At 42.9% G+C, this 18,752-nt stretch carries 16 protein-coding genes, 1 pseudogene and 2 riboswitches; of the genes and pseudogenes, 3 read left to right on the top strand and 14 right to left on the bottom strand.

Annotated elements, in window-relative coordinates:
• Positions 1-2: 2 nt before the first annotated feature.
• From POV27_RS03820 to POV27_RS03755, 14 genes and pseudogenes are all read right to left on the bottom strand, one after another.
• Complete coding sequence (locus POV27_RS03820; protein ID WP_272861401.1) at positions 3-1,112, bottom strand: acyloxyacyl hydrolase; 1,110 nt, start codon at positions 1,110-1,112, stop codon at positions 3-5.
• Positions 1,113-1,138: 26 nt separating this feature from the next.
• Complete coding sequence (locus POV27_RS03815; RefSeq protein WP_272861400.1) at positions 1,139-1,891, bottom strand: head GIN domain-containing protein; 753 nt, start codon at positions 1,889-1,891, stop codon at positions 1,139-1,141.
• Positions 1,892-2,986 carry an acyloxyacyl hydrolase gene (locus tag POV27_RS03810; protein ID WP_272861399.1) on the bottom strand — a complete coding sequence of 365 codons (1,095 nt, stop codon included), beginning with the start codon at positions 2,984-2,986 and terminating at the stop codon, positions 1,892-1,894. It lies immediately after the preceding gene.
• A gap of 18 nt (positions 2,987-3,004) precedes the next feature.
• Entirely contained in the window at positions 3,005-3,961 is a 957-nt protein-coding gene (metF, locus tag POV27_RS03805) for a methylenetetrahydrofolate reductase [NAD(P)H] (RefSeq protein ID WP_272861398.1), read from the bottom strand.
• Positions 3,962-6,631 (bottom strand): methionine synthase, encoded by a 2,670-nt coding sequence (metH, locus tag POV27_RS03800; protein WP_272861397.1) that lies wholly within the window; start codon positions 6,629-6,631, stop codon positions 3,962-3,964.
• Between the two features lie 11 nt (positions 6,632-6,642).
• Positions 6,643-7,584 carry a pyridoxal-phosphate dependent enzyme gene (locus POV27_RS03795; protein ID WP_272861396.1) on the bottom strand — a complete coding sequence of 314 codons (942 nt, stop codon included), beginning with the start codon at positions 7,582-7,584 and terminating at the stop codon, positions 6,643-6,645.
• Positions 7,581-8,588: a homocysteine S-methyltransferase family protein gene (locus POV27_RS03790; protein WP_272861395.1), complete on the bottom strand. Its 1,008-nt coding sequence runs from the start codon at positions 8,586-8,588 to the stop codon at positions 7,581-7,583. Before POV27_RS03790 ends, POV27_RS03795 begins: the two co-directional genes overlap by 4 nt.
• A gap of 77 nt (positions 8,589-8,665) precedes the next feature.
• Positions 8,666-8,788: riboswitch (SAM riboswitch) on the bottom strand.
• Between the two features lie 66 nt (positions 8,789-8,854).
• Positions 8,855-9,487 carry a phosphoadenosine phosphosulfate reductase domain-containing protein gene (locus POV27_RS03785; RefSeq protein WP_272861394.1) on the bottom strand — a complete coding sequence of 211 codons (633 nt, stop codon included), beginning with the start codon at positions 9,485-9,487 and terminating at the stop codon, positions 8,855-8,857.
• Positions 9,488-9,560: 73 nt separating this feature from the next.
• Positions 9,561-9,977 (bottom strand): RrF2 family transcriptional regulator, encoded by a 417-nt coding sequence (locus POV27_RS03780; protein ID WP_272861393.1) that lies wholly within the window; start codon positions 9,975-9,977, stop codon positions 9,561-9,563.
• 35 nt (positions 9,978-10,012) lie between these two features.
• Positions 10,013-10,435: an OsmC family protein gene (locus tag POV27_RS03775; RefSeq protein WP_272861392.1), complete on the bottom strand. Its 423-nt coding sequence runs from the start codon at positions 10,433-10,435 to the stop codon at positions 10,013-10,015.
• A 5-nt stretch (positions 10,436-10,440) separates the two neighbouring features.
• Positions 10,441-11,241, bottom strand: coding sequence for a pyrroline-5-carboxylate reductase (gene proC, locus POV27_RS03770; RefSeq protein ID WP_272861391.1), 801 nt, complete (start codon positions 11,239-11,241; stop codon positions 10,441-10,443).
• Positions 11,242-12,324: pseudogene (locus POV27_RS03765) on the bottom strand (homoserine dehydrogenase family protein); the annotation flags it as partial.
• A gap of 70 nt (positions 12,325-12,394) precedes the next feature.
• Positions 12,395-13,564 (bottom strand): trans-sulfuration enzyme family protein, encoded by a 1,170-nt coding sequence (locus POV27_RS03760; protein ID WP_272861390.1) that lies wholly within the window; start codon positions 13,562-13,564, stop codon positions 12,395-12,397.
• Positions 13,565-13,687: 123 nt separating this feature from the next.
• Positions 13,688-13,813: riboswitch (SAM riboswitch) on the bottom strand.
• A gap of 75 nt (positions 13,814-13,888) precedes the next feature.
• Positions 13,889-15,430 carry a hypothetical protein gene (locus tag POV27_RS03755; protein ID WP_272861389.1) on the bottom strand — a complete coding sequence of 514 codons (1,542 nt, stop codon included), beginning with the start codon at positions 15,428-15,430 and terminating at the stop codon, positions 13,889-13,891.
• Between the two features lie 149 nt (positions 15,431-15,579).
• On the opposite strand from POV27_RS03755, the gene POV27_RS03750 reads away from it, so the two are divergent.
• Genes POV27_RS03750 through leuD form a run of 3 tightly spaced genes read left to right on the top strand, consistent with a single transcriptional unit; the run spans position 15,580 to position 18,740 of the window.
• A complete protein-coding gene (locus POV27_RS03750) occupies positions 15,580-16,752 on the top strand; it encodes a 2-isopropylmalate synthase (protein WP_272861388.1) in 1,173 nt (390 codons plus the stop codon).
• Positions 16,753-16,773: 21 nt separating this feature from the next.
• On the top strand, positions 16,774-18,156 hold the full coding sequence (leuC, locus tag POV27_RS03745; protein ID WP_272861387.1) for a 3-isopropylmalate dehydratase large subunit: 1,383 nt from the start codon (positions 16,774-16,776) through the stop codon (positions 18,154-18,156).
• The gene (gene leuD / locus POV27_RS03740; protein WP_272861386.1) at positions 18,156-18,740 is read left to right on the top strand and encodes a 3-isopropylmalate dehydratase small subunit; all 585 of its coding nucleotides are present in this window, start codon (positions 18,156-18,158) and stop codon (positions 18,738-18,740) included. The genes leuC and leuD overlap by 1 nt, the downstream gene beginning before the upstream one ends.
• Positions 18,741-18,752 lie beyond the last annotated feature (12 nt).

Genomic DNA, 18,752 nt, shown 5'->3' with positions numbered 1-18,752 from the left:
AATTATAATCGTACCCCAATTCCAAATTCAACACCTTCTGCTTTCGCCCAATGTGCTTTCACTGTTACGATAGCAAATAATTTGTCTTTATACACGTAGCGCTTCAACCCTAAACGGTTGTACCATCTATTTTCGAATTCGTAAGGCCAATATACATAGTATCCAATTTGTGATACGAATGCGGTCTTATAGAAGTTCAGCTCATGTCCCACAAATATTCCAGCCCTGCGGTAATCTTCATCTCCCGTAAGCCCATCTTCGGGGAACGCAACGGTTCTATAGCGAATGAACTCTTCCAAGAACTTAGAGTCGAAATAATCTACCCCTAATTGCAGGGTACTCTTGTAATTAATTCGCTTATCGGCGTAGGCGGAAACTGCCCAAAACGGGAATTGTCCCTGTCCTACTACGTCACTTTCGTTCCATCCGTAACGGAATATCAAGTTGTACTTAATGCGTTCTGCATGTTCATTACTTGGCCCATCCTCAATATCCATATATTGGGGTACGTTTTCGTGGTCGAAAAGATAGCTTAGCCCAGCATTAAATGCCCATGTATTGGTACTGTTATTGGGAGCCCTGAAATTGGCATTACTGTAGTGAATGATACTGAACCCAGCATGAAACCCTAGTCCTTCCCAAAGGTTCTCCCTTACATAGTTCAGTTTAAGGAAAGTAGTACTTAAAAAATCCGAACCAAATGCATTATTCTCGAAGTTGGTTTCTGGATCGTAAGGATTGGTAGTATAAGCAACACCTTGTCCCATACGGAAAACAAGGTTACGATTCAGGAAATACCAATTCATATGGGCGTACAAACCGTAGTTTTCTCCCAAAACTGGATTGTTGAAATCCTGATAGGTAAAGGTAAATCCCCAATCGGGATAATTGTAACGGCGTTCTGCTTCCCTATAGCCAAAAGTTTTTCGGTTATAGCTAAGAATCAATCCCTGCGGATGTTCAGTAATGAGGTGGGCGATGTCTGGGTTGTGTTCCAAAATACTTCCATAGTAAGCATCGGCCTCGATCTCAAAAACATTGGGTGGTTTTTCCTGTGAATGTACAACCACTCCCAGCAACAAAAAAACTACAACGAAAAAGGTATTCTTCATAATAATTCGAATGGCGCAAATATACACTAATCTTGAAATATTAAGCGACCTGTATAAATTTCTTCTACGTCTACTATAGGAGGCCTGTTCAAAGAAATAACATCGCCAGTACTTAAAATCTGTCCACGGATGCGTTCTTGCGGGTTTACGATCATTTTATTGGCGCTTCTGTGCAGTATCCTAAGATCATTTATAATAAGGTCTGGCCCTTCAAAACGTGGCACCTCATCCTGAAATGCGATACTCGCCTTTTCGGCAAATCCATCGATGTAAAAACCACTGTAGCCATTGGCATCTACCCGGAAATCTTGGCAATCTATAGTCATGGTGAAATCTCCACTCTTTCTGGAATCTTCAATACCACCCTCGGTATTACTTATCAATTCCAAAAAAGGGAAGCGAAGCACACCCTCACCAACCACATGGAATTCGCTGCTATTTCTAATTTCGGTAAGAACAGGCGTCGTAACAATAGCCTTGGTAATTCCAAAATCCCGGACAAAATTGCAACGGTTGCCATCCTTTACGATCAAAGTTCCCCCTTCTACCCTGACGGAAACATCATTCAAAAGGTTTTCTCCAGTTTCAATAAGTACTTCCTGTACATCGCCTTGACGAATGATCAAAGACACATCGTCTTCGATACGGATTTTTGAAAAAGCCGCCACAGTAAATTCGGTAGTAATGGTATCCCCTTTGGTTTGGAAGCAATCCAAAGCATCCTCGCTATCGCAAGCCATAAAGAAAACTGTCGCTATTAAAAGGAGTAACTTTTTCATTTATAATCGTATTCCTATTCCAAATTCTATCGCTTCCGCATTGGCAGCGTGGGTCTTCACCGTTGCCACACCAAACCATTGATCGGTTACATAGTATTTTACACCCACTCGAGAGTATACCCTCAATTCGTATTCGTACGGCCAATACAGATAATATCCCAATTGCGTGGGAATGGCCAAATCGCCAAGTCTAAATTCATGTCCAGCAAATATCCCTACGCGCTTGTAATCCTCATCACCATTCAAAGTGCTACTATTAAAAGCCAAGGCTCGGTATTCGATTTCCTTTTCCAAGAATTTTGAAAAGAAGGCTTCCACTCCAAACTGTATGGTGCTTTTGTAATTCAATCGTTTATCGGCAAAGGCGGTGAGTACCATAAAGGGGTGCTGTCCCAATCCAACAATGTCTCCTTCGTTCAGCCCTCCACGAATAACAAAGTTGTAGGTAATCTTTTCTGAAAAATCCTCCACCAAATCTTCTTCCACAAAGTCGATTTCAGTTTCAGCATCGAAATCATAGGAAATCCCAAGATTGGCCGCCAATATATTGGTTCCTGTGTTGGGTGCTTTAAAACTTCCGTTGGAATGGTGCACAAACACCAATCCAGCCCGAATCCCCAAACCATCAACAATCCGTTGCTTCTGAAAGTTGAGCATGACATAGGTGGAAGCCATAAAGTGACTTCCAAAGGCTGTGTTCTTAAAATTGGTGTCTATATCGAAAGGGTTCGTATTGTAGGCAATTCCCTGTCCCAATCGAAGGGTAAGATTCCGATTCAGAAAAAAGAAATTATAGTGACCGTAAAGCCCAAAATTTCTTTCCAGTACATCGGTATTGAAATCCTGATAAATAAAGGAGGCGCCCCATTCAGGATAATTATAGGCGCGTTGCCAATACTTTTCACCATTAGTCCTGCGGTTATAAGAGAGGATAAACCCGTTGGGTTGGTTGGTCACCAAATGGGCCACGTTTTTATTGTGACGGAGCATATACCCGTAGTAATACTGGCCATCCCAATAACTGGTTTCCCTTTGGTTTTCTTGTGAAAAAAGTGTCCAGGGGAACAAACACAATACGATCACATACCGCAACATGCGGGCAAAAATAAGAATTTAAAAAATCTGGGAGGCAATTGCCTTAATATTATCACTTTTTCCCATGGAATAGTAGTGCAATACTGGCACTCCAGCTTTCACCAATTCCTTACTTTGTTCCAAGCACCATTCGATCCCCACTTGCCGCACTTCCTTGTTGTCCTTGCATTTTACCACAGCCATGATGAGATCATCGGGTAGTTCTAGACTAAAACGATGCGGAATTAGATTCAGTTGTTTTTTGGTGGCAATCGGCTTAAGACCTGGAATGATAGGTACGGTAATGCCTTCGGCACGACACTTATCTACAAATTCAAAATAGCGCTTATTGTCGAAAAACATCTGGGTGACGATATAAGTAGCCCCTTTTTTGATTTTTTTCTTCAGAAAATGAATATCGCTATCCAAACTCGGAGCTTCCATATGTTTTTCGGGATAACCCGCCACCCCAATGCAGAAATCGGTTTGTGCCTGATTCTGAATTTCCTCATCCAGATACTGTCCATTGTTCAAATCGGAGATTTGGCTTACCAATTCGCTAGCGTAGTTGTGCCCATCTTTTTCAGGGGTAAAGTAGGTTTCGCTCTTCACGGCATCACCACGCAAAGCCATTACATTATCGATACCCAAGAAATTAAGATCGATCAAGAAGTTTTCTGTATCCTCCTTAGAAAATCCTCCGCAGAGTATATGCGGAATGGCGTCTACATTGTATTTATTCTGAATGGCAGCACAAATCCCAACCGTACCGGGACGCTTACGGACTACCTGCTTCTTTAGCAATCCATTATCCATTTCCTTATATACATATTCTTCCCGGTGATAGGTAACATCTATAAACGGGGGATTGAATTCCATTAACGGATCGATACTTTCGAAAATGGAGGTTATGTTCTGTCCTTTCAACGGAGGAAGAATTTCGAAAGAAAACTGGGTGTTTCCATTCGCTTTGGCTATATGTTCTGTTACTTTCATCTAATCTGCAATATTGGTTCGAAGCCATTTGGTGGCTTCTGCATCCGAAATGCCTTTTCGTTTGGCAAAATCGGTGATTTGGTCTTCTTTTATTTTCCCCAATCCGAAGTATCGGGATTCTGGACTTCCGAAATAATATCCAGAAACAGAAGCGGCTGGCCACATGGCCAAGTTTTCCGTGAGCTTCACCCCTATTTCTTCTTCCACCTGCAATAATTTCCAAATGGTCAATTTTTCCAAGTGATCCGGACAAGCAGGATATCCTGGGGCAGGGCGAATCCCCTTGTATTCTTCTTTAATTAAGGATTCGTTGGTAAGGTTCTCCTCACTGGCATAGCCCCAATGGGTCTTCCTTACCTGTTCGTGCAAGTATTCGGCGAAGGCTTCGGCCAAACGGTCGGCCAAGGCCTTTACCATAATACTGTTGTAATCATCATTTTCTTTTTCATAGGATTGGGCGAGTTCTTCCGTTCCAAAACCGGCCGAAACACAAAAACAGCCCATATAATCTTGTTTGCCCGATTCCTTGGGAGCAACAAAGTCTGCCAAGGCCAAATTGGGTCTTCCTGTTGCTTTTTTACTCTGTTGACGAAGCGTTCTAAACGTATACTCTTTGGAATCGTGACGTACCAAAATATCGTCATCTTCCACTGTTTGGGCTTCGAAAAGGCCAAAAATGGCGTTTGCTTTCAGCAATTTTTCGTCGATGATTTTTTGAAGCATATTCCCAGCATCCAAAAAGAGATCGGTCGCCTGTTGCCCCACTACTTCATCTTCGAGGATATTCGGGAAGCGTCCGTGTAGATCCCAACTTCTGAAGAAGGGTGTCCAATCGATATAGTCCTTCAATAATTCTAAATTGAAATCTTCTATCTTTTGAATGCCCAAGGCATTGGGTTTTACGATCTCCGATTTTTCCCAATCAATGGCATACTTATTTTCACGAGCTTCTTCAATCGTCACATAGGTCTTCGTCTTTTGACGATTTAAGAATCCTTCCCGGAAATCGGCATAATCCTGTTTCAAACCCGTTATATATGACTCCTTTTTGTCTTTCTGAAGCAAATCGCCAACCACGGTGACAGCTCTTGAAGCATCATTTACATGTATTACGGCATGTTGATACTGCGGATCGATCTTTACAGCGGTGTGTGCCTTACTGGTGGTAGCTCCTCCAATTAACAAGGGAACTTCGAAATCCTGTCGCTGCATTTCCTTGGCCAAGAAAACCATTTCGTCTAAAGATGGTGTAATGAGCCCACTCAATCCAATAATATCTACTTGATGCTCTTTTGCCTCAGCAATGATCCTTTCTGGTGGAACCATGACTCCAAGGTCTACAATCTCGTAGTTGTTACAGGCCAGTACTACCGATACAATGTTCTTTCCTATATCGTGCACATCTCCTTTTACAGTCGCCATCAAAATTTTACCGTTAGAGGAGGTAGCTTCATCCTTCTCGGCCGCAATGAAAGGTTCTAAGTAAGCTACTGCCTTTTTCATTACCCGAGCCGACTTCACCACTTGGGGCAGGAACATTTTCCCGCTTCCGAAAAGATCACCTACCACGTTCATCCCCGTCATCAGTTGCCCTTCGATCACCTGAATGGGTCTTTCTGAAGTTTGACGTGCTTCCTCTACATCTTCTATGATAAATTCATCGATACCTTTTACTAAGGCACGGGTAATACGATCCTGCAAGGGTTCTTCGCGCCAAGACAGATCTATGACTTTTTCTTTTTTAACGCCTTTTACCGTTTCGGCAAATTCGAGAAGACGTTCCGTAGCATCGTCACGTCGGTCTAACAAAACATCCTCTACATGCTCTAATAGATCCTTCGGAATGTCGTCGTAAACTTCCAACATCGCTGGGTTTACGATTCCCATGTTCATTCCCGCTTCTATAGCATGGTACAAGAAGGCAGAATGCATGGCCTCCCTAACAGTATTGTTCCCGCGGAAACTGAAGGACACATTGCTCACTCCCCCACTCACACTACAGTGTGGCAGGTTTTGACGTACCCAACGGGTTCCTTCTATGAAATCGGTCGCATTCTTTCGGTGCTCTTCCATTCCTGTAGCAACTGGGAAAATATTTAGGTCGAAGATGATGTCTTCTGGGGCAAATTTTACTTGATCTACCAAAATGCGATAACTTCGTTCGGCGATTTCGATACGGCGCTCATAGGTGTCTGCTTGCCCTACTTCATCAAAGGCCATAATGATTACAGCGGCACCATATCGTTTTATGAGTTTTGCCTGACGAATAAATTCCTCTTCCCCTTCCTTCAAACTTATGGAATTCACCACGCACTTTCCCTGCACGACTTGCAGTCCAGCTTCAATGATTTCCCATTTCGAACTATCGATCATGATCGGTACTCGGGCTATATCTGGTTCGGCCACGACGAGGTTCAGGAACTTGACCATGGCTTCTTTTCCATCGATAAGCCCATCGTCCATATTTATATCGATGATCTGTGCGCCTCCTTCTACTTGGTGACGAGCAATGGTCAATGCCTCTTCAAAATTCTCTTCCTTGATCAATCGAAGGAATTTCCGGGATCCCGCCACATTGGTACGCTCCCCCACATTGATGAAATTGCTTTCTGGGGTGATGATCAAGGGTTCTAATCCCGATAACTTCAAATATCTTTTCTCTGTTTCCATGAATGCTCCTTTCAAAAAGGTAAATTCTTCACATCTATATTACCACCCGAAAGGATGATTCCAACTTTCTTATTCTTAAATCGATCTTTTTCCCGTAATAGGGCCGCAAAGGGAACGGCACAGGAGGGTTCGATCACTATTTTCATGCGTTCCCAAATAAGTTGGAGCGCATCTATAATCTCTTGTTCCTCCACCCGAATGATTTCCGACACCAATTCCTTAATAATTGGGAAGTTCTTATCGCCTAGATGGGTTCTCAGTCCATCGGCAATGGTATCGGTGGTTTCATTGGTTTCAATTTTTCCAGATTGAAGAGAACGATAGGCGTCATCTGCATTAAAAGGCTCTCCTCCAATCACTTTACAATCCTTTCCAAAGTAGTGTGCGGCCAAGGCCGTCCCTGCTACCAATCCGCCACCTCCCACGGGAGTCATAAGCACATCCAAATCGGGATGGTCTTGCAATAATTCGACCCCTGAGGTTGCATTTCCCAAAATGACATCAATGTCGTTGGAAGGGTGCAAGAATGTAGCTCCTGTTTCCTCCTTAATCCTTTGAGAAGTGGACTCACGCGCTGCCAAAGTCGATTCGCATTCTGTAATAATGCCATCGTAAGCTTTTACAGCATTCTTTTTCACTTCAGGTGCATTCTTAGGCATTACGATATAAGCCGTAACCCCCAAGTTTTTGGCCGCCAATGCTACTGCCTGACCGAAATTCCCTGAAGAATGGGTCACAACGCCAGCTTTTTTATGGGCATCGGACAGGTTCCCAATGGCATTAAGTGCACCACGCATTTTAAAGGCTCCCATTTTCTGAAGGTTCTCGCATTTGAAAAACACTTCGCAGCCTGCCAAATCATTCAACAAGGTAGATTGCAATACGGGAGTACGGTGCGCAAAGGCCCATACCTGCTTACAGGCAGTTTCTATGTCATTTTTAACAGGAATCATGCAACGGGTAAGGTCAAAGGTCTGGGTTCGTATTGCTTTGCCAAATCGGCAATGGCTTTTATATGGGGTGGTGTAGTACCACAACAACCGCCAATGATATTAATTAATTTCTTGTCGAGATATTCCTTGATCTGAGCCGCCATTTGTTCGGGACTTTCATCGTACTCCCCAAAGGCATTAGGTAATCCCGCATTGGGATATGCCGAAATGGCAAATGGAGTACGATGCGCCACAACCTCTAAGTGCGGGGTAAGCTGTTTTGCCCCCAAAGCACAATTGAATCCAACACTTAGAATAGGAATATGCGATATGGATATTAAAAACGCTTCTGCTGTCTGACCGGAAAGGGTTCTTCCGGAAGCATCGGTAATGGTTCCGCTTACCATGATGGGAACTTCTATACCGCGTTCGTCCTTTACTTCTTCTATAGCAAAAAGTGCGGCTTTGGCATTGAGCGTATCGAAAATCGTTTCCACCAATAAAATATCTGAACCACCATCTAAAAGGGCTTCTGCTTGTTGTTTATAGGCAATGCGTAATTCATCAAAAGATATGGCCCTAAAGCCAGGGTCATTTACATCGGGGGAAAGACTGGCCGTCTTATTGGTAGGACCCATAGCTCCCGCCACAAAACGGGGTTTGTGCGGTTCTTTTTGGGTGAACTCGTCGGCCACCTTCTTGGCAATCTTAGCACTCTCGTAATTGAGTTCGTACACCAAATCTTCCATGTCGTAATCGGCCATGGCAATGGTTGTCCCAGAAAAGGTGTTGGTTTCTACAATGTCCGCACCAGCGGCGAAGTACTTCGCATGTACTTCGGCAATGGCTTTGGGTTGGGTTAAGGATAAAAGGTCATTATTTCCCTTCACGGGTTTATGAAAATCCTTAAACCGCTCTCCACGGAAATCCTCTTCGGTGAAATTATACCGCTGTAGCATGGTGCCCATAGCTCCATCTAGGATGAGGATGCGTTCTTCGAGTGCTTGATGCAATTTTTCTTTCATAGCAATTTTTTTGAATAAGTAAACTAACCTATCAAATAAGAAATGCCATCAAGAAAAAATAAAGGGAAATTGGTTTTGCGTTATCTATTCCCACAGCGGGATAGAATGTAGCACCTTCTTAGATACTGATAAGAATCAGCGTGAACTAAGGGTTGCTAAGGTTTCAAAGGGTCTATTCCCTCCACCTTTCTTGATAACAAATCAGTCTTTTAATGAACTGTGGACAAAGTAAAGGCATAAAATTGTTATACGCAACCCTATGTCCATTATTTTCCCAAATGTATGCCGCATTCCCTATGAGAAAGCGCCTTTACGGGATCGAAATAGTCGAATTCCAATGGGAGTTGATGTTTTTTAATGTAAGCGGTTACCTCGTCGTCGCTGTAATTATAAAAAGGACTCACTTTAAGGATTCCTGTTTCGGTAAGGCTTAATATATCCAACGAGTCACGAAATTGGGTCTGCCCCTTTCGAACATTACTGAACCAAACATCAGGTTTATACTGCTCGATTGCCCGTTTAAAAGGTTCCAGTTTTACTTGTTCTGAAAAAAGATCATGATTGGGATTGTCCCATTCGGGTCGGCCCAAGGTATGATCCAAAAAGGCTGTGGTCAACTTGGGGGTGAAAATATCTAGGTTTAATTGTAGACGTTCTGTAAGCGTCTGTACATGATGATATGTGGCAGGTGTATTATAGCCCGTATCGCACCAAATCACTGGAATTTCGGGTCTGTTTTGTGTACAGGCATGCAAAATAGCGGCAGAATAGGCTCCAAAACTAGTGGTGACGATGGGGTTTTCGGAAATCTCTAGGGCAAAATCAACTATGTCGTTAGGGGATTCATGACGTAGGTTGCGGTTGAATAGACTCAGGTTTTGAGGTGTGATTTTTTTCATATTATATTATTCCTATCGACTTAATAGGATAAACAAAAATACAATCTTACATTTAATGAGCAAGGGAAATCCATTAATTCTCCTTAACGAAGTCTTCTAGGGTGGTATTTTCTAGGATAGAAAGTGTATTGTCGCGTACCTGTACCATTAATCTATGCACGCTACATTGATGCTCGTCCGGACAGTCGTGGCACTTTTCGTAAAAGTTTAGGCTCACACAGGGCACCATAGCAATGGGACCTTCCAAAATACGGTATACAGCGGCTATGGAAATTTCCTCCGGCTTCTTCAAGAGATAGTAACCGCCTCCTTTTCCTTTTTTGGAACCTAGAAATCCCGTCTTCCGCATACTAAGCAGAATACTCTCCAAAAACTTCTGGGAGATATTCTCTGCTTCCGAAATCACCGAGATCTGAACCGGTTTTTCATCTTCTTGTTTGGCTAAAAAACTTAATGCTTTAAGTCCGTATTTTGTTTTGCGGGATAACATATTTGGTCTATTTACTCGATAAATATACTAGAAAACTAATCAATGGATTCCCCATTTATGAGAATTTCGTGAGAAACACTCACGCTACCCTCTAGGGTTATGGATACCGAACAATACTTGTCGAAACTAAGCTCTCCAGCGCGCTTTGCTTTCTTGGGATCTATATTACCTTCTAAGAAAATCCGTACCACAATAGATTCGAACGGCTTGGCCTGTTTTACTTCTTTTCGGAACCCTTCTACTTCCATATGATAGCCAGTAATTTCCTGCTTCTGTTTCTTAAGAATGGCAATGACATCGATGGCGCTACACCCTCCTACTCCCATTAACAGGAGTTCCATAGGACTTGCTCCCGCCGCTCCTTCTTGGGAGGTGTTGTCTATTCGGATGGGGACTCCGGTTTTCCCTTTTCCTTCGAAAAGGTAATCGTCATTAATTCGGTCCAGTATTACTTTCATATTTACTACTTTTCAATCTTTTGATAGGAAGCTACGATTCCTTTGATAAGGGCCGAGCTAAATCCATTGTGTTCCATTTCATTCAATCCAGCGATGGTACAACCCCTTGGGGTCGTTACCTTATCGATTTCAAATTCGGGATGTTCCCCATTTTGCATCAATAATTCTGCAGCACCCTTTACCGTCTGATTCACAATCTTACCAGCCACTTCGGCACTAAATCCAATCTGAATTCCCCCTTGCACCATGGCTCTAATAAACCGAAGCACAAAGGCAATTCCACAAGCTCCCAACACCGTAGCCGACTCCATTAAATCTTCATTAATGAAAACCGTCTCACCCAATTCGTCGAAAAGTGTGGTGACTAATTTCTTATGCGCTTCATTATCGTTATTGGCACATACACAAGTAATGGATTCTAAAATAGTGGTCGCCGTATTGGGCATGGCCCTAAAGACCGTTCCCGGTTCTTTAAGGCCCGACTCCAACTGCGCTATGGTGATTCCTGTGGCCAAGGAAACTACAATGTGATCTTTGGTAAAGACCTCCTCGAATTCTTTCAAAAAAGGCAGCATCTGGTGCGGCTTTAAGGCCAGCACTACCAATTGGGAATCGGCAATCGCTTTTCCATTATCGGAAGTAATGGTTACTCCCTTTTCTTCATACTCCTGTAAACTCGCTAAATTGCGCTTGGTAGCTATCAATTGTTCCGCTGCAAACGTTTCCCCTTCCAACAAACCGTTGAGAATGGATTTCCCAAGGTTTCCACATCCAATGATGGCTACTTTTCCCAAATCTTTCGTCATTTAATTTAATTTATCGCTTAATCGTAATATATCGCCAAATACACCACGTGCGGTTACGTCTGCTCCCGCGCCTGCACCTTGAATTACGATAGGACTGGTTCCGTAATTTTCAGTATAGATCTCGAAGAGGGAATCGCTTCCCTTTAATTGCCCCAACACCGAATTTTTAGGAACCGACACCAATTGTACATCCAATTTGGCCCCATCGTCTTCGGATAGGTCTCCGTGCAGATCGCCAACATAGCGCAGCACATGATCTTTGGCTTGGTTCTTTTTCTTTATGTGAAATGGCACGTCCAATTCCCCAATTCGTTCCAAAAAGTCTTCTTTAGAAACATTTCGTAACTCTTTTGGGATCAGATTCTGAATGGAAACATCTTCCAATTCATTATGCAAATCCAATTCACGCGCCAAAATTAGCAATTTTCTTCCCACATCGTTGCCACAAAGATCTTCTCTTGGGTCAGGTTCGGTTAATCCGTTGGAAATAGCACTGTGTATCACCTTGCTGAAAGGCACTTCTTCTTCAGAAAAAATATTGAAGATATAGCTCAGCGATCCCGAAAACACACCCTTAATTCGCGTAATATTTTCCCCGGAAAGGTGTAATAACTTAATGGTATCTATCAACGGTAAGCCCGCTCCTACATTGGTTTCGTACAAATACTCCTTGTCATAACGGTTCAATTCCTTTCGTAGGTCATTGTAAAAATCCAAGGATTTGGTATTTCCGATTTTATTGGAAGACACCAAGTGAAATCCATTCTGAATGAACAACGGATAATTTTCCACAAAATCCTTGCTCGGAGTATTGTCTACCGCAACAAGATTCTCCAATTTATGCTCTTGGGCAAAGTTGATGATTTTGGAAACGGGATAGGCTTCCCCCTGTTCCAGCTTGTCATATTTCCATTGGGCGGTAACTCCTTCCTTCTGAAGTAGCACGGTGGAAGAATTAGCCACTGCGAATACGTTGATCTCCAAATTTCTCCTTCTGGAAATCTCTGCTTTTTCGGCAATGATCTGATCGACCAACTTCCCTCCTACGTTCCCATGACCAAAGATGGCGATGTTTATTTTCTTTTTCTGAATCTGTTTTAAGTCGATCTTCGACTTTACGATCTCTTCTGTCTGTGCGCTCATGATCCGGGAATTAAACGAGTTCAACTTGTTTAGACTTCGAAGCAATTTCGAAGGCCTTTTCCAAATCCAAAATGAGGTCTACAGCATCTTCGATACCGCAGGACAGTCTAACGAGTGAATCCTTGATCCCAGCTTCCAATCTCCTTTCCCTGGGTACAGAGGCATGTGTCATTTGGGGAGGGTGACACAACAAACTTTTTACGCCCCCCAAACTTTCGGCCAATTTGAAATATTCCGTAGACGTGACAAAAGCATTGGCCGCCTCTACCGTATCATCTTTCAACGTAAAGGACACGATGCCTCCGAACAGCCCATTTTGCTGGCGCTTGGCAATCTCATGATTTTTATGTGAAACCAATCCAGGGAAATATACTTCCGCTACCGCTTCATGTTGCTGAAGGTATTCAGCCACTTTCTGAGCGTTTTCGCACTGTCGTTTGTAGCGAATCTCCAAAGTTTCAATACCGCGAATCGTCAAGAAACAATCCCATGGGCCCAAAATTCCACCGGACGCATTCTGAATGAACTTGATCTTTTCTGAAAGTTCTGGAGTCTTGGTCACTACCAATCCTGCAACCAAATCACTATGTCCTCCAATGTATTTGGTTCCACTATGAATAATGATGTCTGCTCCTAGTGAAAGGGGTTGTTGGGCAATGGGGCTGGCAAAGGTGTTGTCTACAACCAATAAGGCGCCTACACTTTTGGCGATCTCGGATATAGCTGAAATATCCGAAACCTTCAACGTTGGGTTGGTAGGCGATTCGATCCAAATGAATTTGGTTTTACTGCTCACGGCATTGGCAACGTTTTCGGCATCGGTGGTATCCACATACTTGATAGATATTCCCAATTTCTCGTACACGTGGGTAAACAATCGGTAAGCGCCACCGTAGATATCGTCTACGGCCACAATTTCGTCGCCAGCCGATAGTTGTTTTAAAACGGCATCTATGGCCGCCAATCCTGTGGCAAAGGCAAAAGCCCCGTCGCCTCCTTCCAATTGGGCCACCACGTTTTCGAGGGTTGCCCGTGTAGGATTGTTACTTCTTGCATAGTCGTATCCCTTGTTTACACCCGGAGCCTCTTGAATAAAGGTCGAGGTTTGATACACCGGTACGCTGATGGCTCCTGTTAGCGGATCGCTTGGGATGGAATGGATAATTTTTGTAGCACTCATTTTTCTAATTTTTTTGAGTTAATAAATTGATTAAACCAAAAAGTCAAAATGCGTCTTGAGACGAACTTTAATAGAAAAATGTTATTAAGAAAATAGGACCCAAATCGGAAGGACATGGGTCTTGCGTTATCTATCCCCAGAAATTCTGGCGTAGAATGTAGCACCTTCTTAGTTTTTGATTGGATAATCGCAAGCTAAGGGTTGCTAAGGCTTCAAAGGGTCTAATCCCTCCACCTTTCTTGATAACATTTCAATAAAGATTTGAACTTTGTGTGTACAAAGATTGCGACACAAAATTGAATTCTCCAAATTTTTTTTGAAATTTTATTTCACGGCCATGGCTTTTCCCTGAATAATTTCGGGGATGGATTTGCCCGTGATATGGCTCTCCAACCACGATAAAATATCGAGGTACAGGAAGCTGCGACGTTCGTAAGGATCGTCTTCATATTGCTTCAATTGATCGTATAATTTTTGGAATTCATTCTTCAACTGATGTGGATAAATATCGCCCAGTCCTCTCAAAAATCGTATCATTTCCTTCTGAACCTGATACAAATCTTCCATCTTAATAAGGAATTTATAGGTACTCTTTATGAGGCGCTCCAAATGATAATCTTCTCCTGCTTCATAGTGCGCCACGAGGTTGAGAATTCGGGAAAAACACAGTAAATCTTCCCTCATTTGAAGGGACTTGTTGCAAATGATTTTCTGAAGGTATTCTATGCACATTTTATTGCGTCCAGCACCAAAGTACAAGCAGGCAATCTTGTAGTACAAAATCATAATATGGTGCTCGTCAATCGTATCCCGATGTTCGTCGATGCCTTCTAAAACTTCCTTTACCAAGGGTAATCCCTCTTCAAATTTACCTTCCATAAAATGAAGGTTGATCTTATGCGAATACAGATGTAAAAAGATAAGACTTTCTATGTTCTCGCTTTTGGGAAAGGAATCCGAAGCGACCGCCATTTCTAGCTTTTCCAACGTTTCCTTAAATCGGCCAATGTCCTTGATATAGAACAAGGCCTCTAACAGATATTGCATTCCGCGTAAATAGAAAACGGGATTCAAAGTGATCATTTCGGGATGGCTATGGAAAAGCTCGGTCCATTTCAAAGAATACTTATAACAAGATCTGAAATCCTGAATCAGGAAACTATACCAGAGATATGCTTTGTTCAACCATAACTTTTCCCGAAACCCTAATTGCTCCACATCGAATTTAGGCATGCGATCATGAAAATACTGGGTGATGATCTTGTATTCTTCGTCGTTCTTTACATAGCCTTTCTTCAGGAAAATGCCGTATAGTTGCAGGGAAAGGTTACTCAATTTACTGGCGATTACATTCAGTTGACTTACATCCCGTGCTTCTATGGTAAGTTGATCGGCACGGTTGCTAATGCTACGGGTGATATACTGTGATTCTATCACCTTTTCCAACTCAATGATCTCGTAGGCAATGTTCTTTTCTTCATTTTGAAGTGCCAGGTTCTTGGCACGATCTAAAATCTTCAAACTCTGATTGTAAAGTCCTTTATGATATAGGATCGTAGCGAAATCTAATTGTTCCCTGAGATGAATCCGAACGTTCTGGTGCGAAGGATTTAAGCGAAGGCTTACCAAAAGCTGTTTGTACAAATGGGCTTTGATGTTAGAAAGCTGATTTTTGGTGATGGTGCCGCTTTTCAAAATCTGGGCCTCGTTATAGGTGGTTTGCTTCTCTAGGATCTGAAAAAGCCGCATGAATTTGGCATCCTCATTCACTCCCAATCGACCCACATACAATTTGAATTGCCGTTTTTCAGATTTGGATAAAGATTTTACCAGATCGAACAAATTATCTTTTTGGGTTTTGGGCATAGCAGAAAAATATTATTCAACTAATTAATTTTCAGTTATTTACAAAAAATAATTGTGCTTTTAACACCGTAAACCGAAACCGTAAAAATCCCGCCTTCAGTAATCCAAAATATAAATTCGTACTACAAATAGAAAATTATCCTTCAAAAATGTCGAAACAACAAATTCAAATTTTCGATACGACACTTCGCGACGGAGAACAGGTTCCCGGTTGTAAACTGAATACAGATCAAAAAATCATCATCGCACAACAGCTGGATTTGTTGGGTGTTGACGTGATCGAGGCTGGGTTTCCAATTTCCAGTCCTGGCGACTTTAAAAGTGTTCAGGCCGTTTCCGAAGTAGTACAAAATGCCACTGTATGTGGACTGACACGTGCGGTGCGGAAAGACATAGAAACAGCTGCGGAAGCACTGAAAAAGGCGAAAAAACCAAGAATCCATACCGGGATCGGAACTTCGGATTCGCACATAAAGCACAAATTCAAATCTACTAGGCAGGAAATCATAGAACGCGCCTTCGAAGCCGTACGATATGCCAAAACCTTTGTAGAGGATGTCGAATTTTATGCCGAAGATGCAGGCCGTACGGAGAATGAATACCTCGCAAGAGTGTGCGAAGCCGCCATTAAAGGTGGAGCCACCGTTCTGAACATTCCGGACACCACAGGGTATTGTCTTCCGAGTGAATACGGAGCCAAAATAAAGTACCTCAAGGAAAACGTGAAGGGCATAGAAAAGGCTATTCTTTCCTGCCATTGTCATAACGACCTAGGATTGGCCACGGCCAACTCCATAGAAGGAGCCATTCATGGTGCAAGACAGATAGAATGCACCATTAATGGTATAGGGGAACGGGCAGGAAATACCGCATTGGAAGAGGTCGTAATGATCCTAAAACAACATCCTTACTTAGACCTTCATACCAACGTACAAACCCAATTGCTGTATGAAACCAGTCAAATGGTTTCCAAGCATATGGGAATTTACACCCAGCCCAATAAAGCCATTGTAGGATCCAATGCCTTTGCACACAGTTCGGGGATTCACCAGGATGGAGTGATTAAGAATCGTGAAACCTACGAGATCATCGATCCGAAAAGTGTGGGCGTTACCGAATCGGCCATTGTACTTACCGCTAGAAGTGGACGTGCTGCTTTGGCCTACCGCGCTCGAAAAGTAGGATATGAATTGACCAAATTACAATTGGACGAGGTGTATGAGAATTTCTTGAATTTTGCCGATCGCAAGAAGGAAATTGCGGACGATGACATTCACGAAATCATTGAAACTTCTAACATTTTCCAAGAACTTAGCGCTTAAACGTTCGAGAAGCTTATAGCTATGAAGAAAACTTTGTTCGATAAGGTCTGGGATGCCCATGTAGTAGATGCCATAGAAAATGGCCCCCAGATGCTATATATAGACCAACACCTCATCCATGAGGTAACCAGCCCGCAGGCCTTCCAAGCATTGGAAGAGCGTGGGATTCCTATTTTAAGGCCAGAGCAGATTGTCGCCACGGCCGATCATAACACGCCTACCTTAGATCAAGATAAGCCCGTAAAGGACCCATTGTCCAGACACCAGTTGGAACAACTCTCCAAAAACTGTGAAAAGAATGGTATTACCCTTTACGAATTGGGACATCAATACAACGGAATTGTCCACGTAATGGCTCCCGAATTGGGTATTACACGACCGGGAATGACAATGGTTTGTGGGGACAGCCACACCTCAACCCACGGTGCCTTTGGCAGTATTGCCTTTGGTATCGGGACGAGTCAGGTGGCACAGGTATTTGCCAGTCAATGCTTATTGCTGAAGAAACCTAAAAAAATGCGGGTTACGGTAAACGGAACCCTTAAAAATGGTGTATTGCCCAAAGATGTGATCCTTTATATCATTTCCCAGATCGGCACCAATGCCGGTACTGGATATTTCTGTGAATATGCGGGAGATGTTTTCGAAAACATGAGCATGGAGGGGCGTATGACCGTATGCAATATGAGCATTGAAATGGGAGCTCGTGGCGGAATGATTGCGCCCGACGAAACCACTTTCGAATATGTAAAAGGACGCAAGTTCGCTCCGAAGGGTGAAGCCTTGGAAGTGAAAATTGCTTATTGGAAGACCTTACCAACCGATGAAGGTGCCAAATTTGATAAAGAATATGTGTTCGATGCCCAGGATATTCTACCCATGGTGACCTACGGAACCAATCCGGGCATGGGCATAAAAATCAACGAACACATTCCTGAACAAAAAGATGCTTCCTTCCAAAAATCCTTGGCCTATATGGGATTTGAAGCGGGCGGACAGTTACTGGATACACCCATTAATTATGTATTCATTGGAAGCTGCACCAACTCGCGAATAGAAGATTTTCGCGTAGCTGCCTCTTTCATAAAAGGAAAACAAAAAGCAGAAAATGTGACGGCTTGGTTGGTTCCGGGAAGCAAGCAAGTAGAAGCGCAGATTATAGATGAAGGACTACGTGACATTTTTGAAGACGCCGGATTTCAATTACGCCAACCTGGATGTTCGGCTTGTCTAGCCATGAACGACGATAAGATTCCAGCAGGCGAGTATTGCGTCTCAACGTCTAACAGAAATTTTGAAGGAAGACAAGGACAGGGAGCACGAACCATCTTGGCAAGTCCCTTGGTAGCAGCTGCAACAGCAATAGAAGGAAAGATTGTGGACATTACAAAACAATTGAACTAATGGAAAAATTCAACACACTTACATCGACCGCCATTCCATTGGAAATTGAGCATGTAGATACTGATCAGATCATTCCTGCCCGTTTTTTGAAGGCGACCGATAAAAAAGGATTTGGCGATAATGTATTTCGGGATTGGCGCTTCCATAAAGATGAAAGCATCAATGAATCTTTCGTACTGAACGATTCAAAATATACCGGAAGCATCCTAGTAGCCGGAACCAACTTCGGTTGCGGATCAAGCCGAGAGCATGCTGCTTGGGCCTTGGTGGGATATGGATTCCGCGTAGTAGTTTCCAGTTTCTTTGCCGATATCTTTAAAGGTAATGCACTGAACAATGGACTGCTACCCGTACAGGTTTCTGAAGAATTCCTTCAGGAACTGTTTTCCATCATTAAAAGCAATCCCAATACCCAAATAACGGTCGATTTGGAAAACCAAGTCATTTCGGTGGAAGATGAACTTGAAGAAACCTTCGACATAGACCCTTATAAAAAAACGTGTTTGCTCAATGGATACGACGACATCGATTTCCTACTGAGCAAATTGGACAAAATAGAAGCATTTGAAGCCGCAAGGCCCTAAACACATTAAAAT

Origin of the sequence: Aureisphaera galaxeae (genome assembly GCF_028561275.1) — a bacterium.
GTDB classification, from domain to species: domain Bacteria; phylum Bacteroidota; class Bacteroidia; order Flavobacteriales; family Flavobacteriaceae; genus Aureisphaera; species Aureisphaera galaxeae.
This window is presented reverse-complemented; position numbering and strand designations above follow the sequence as displayed.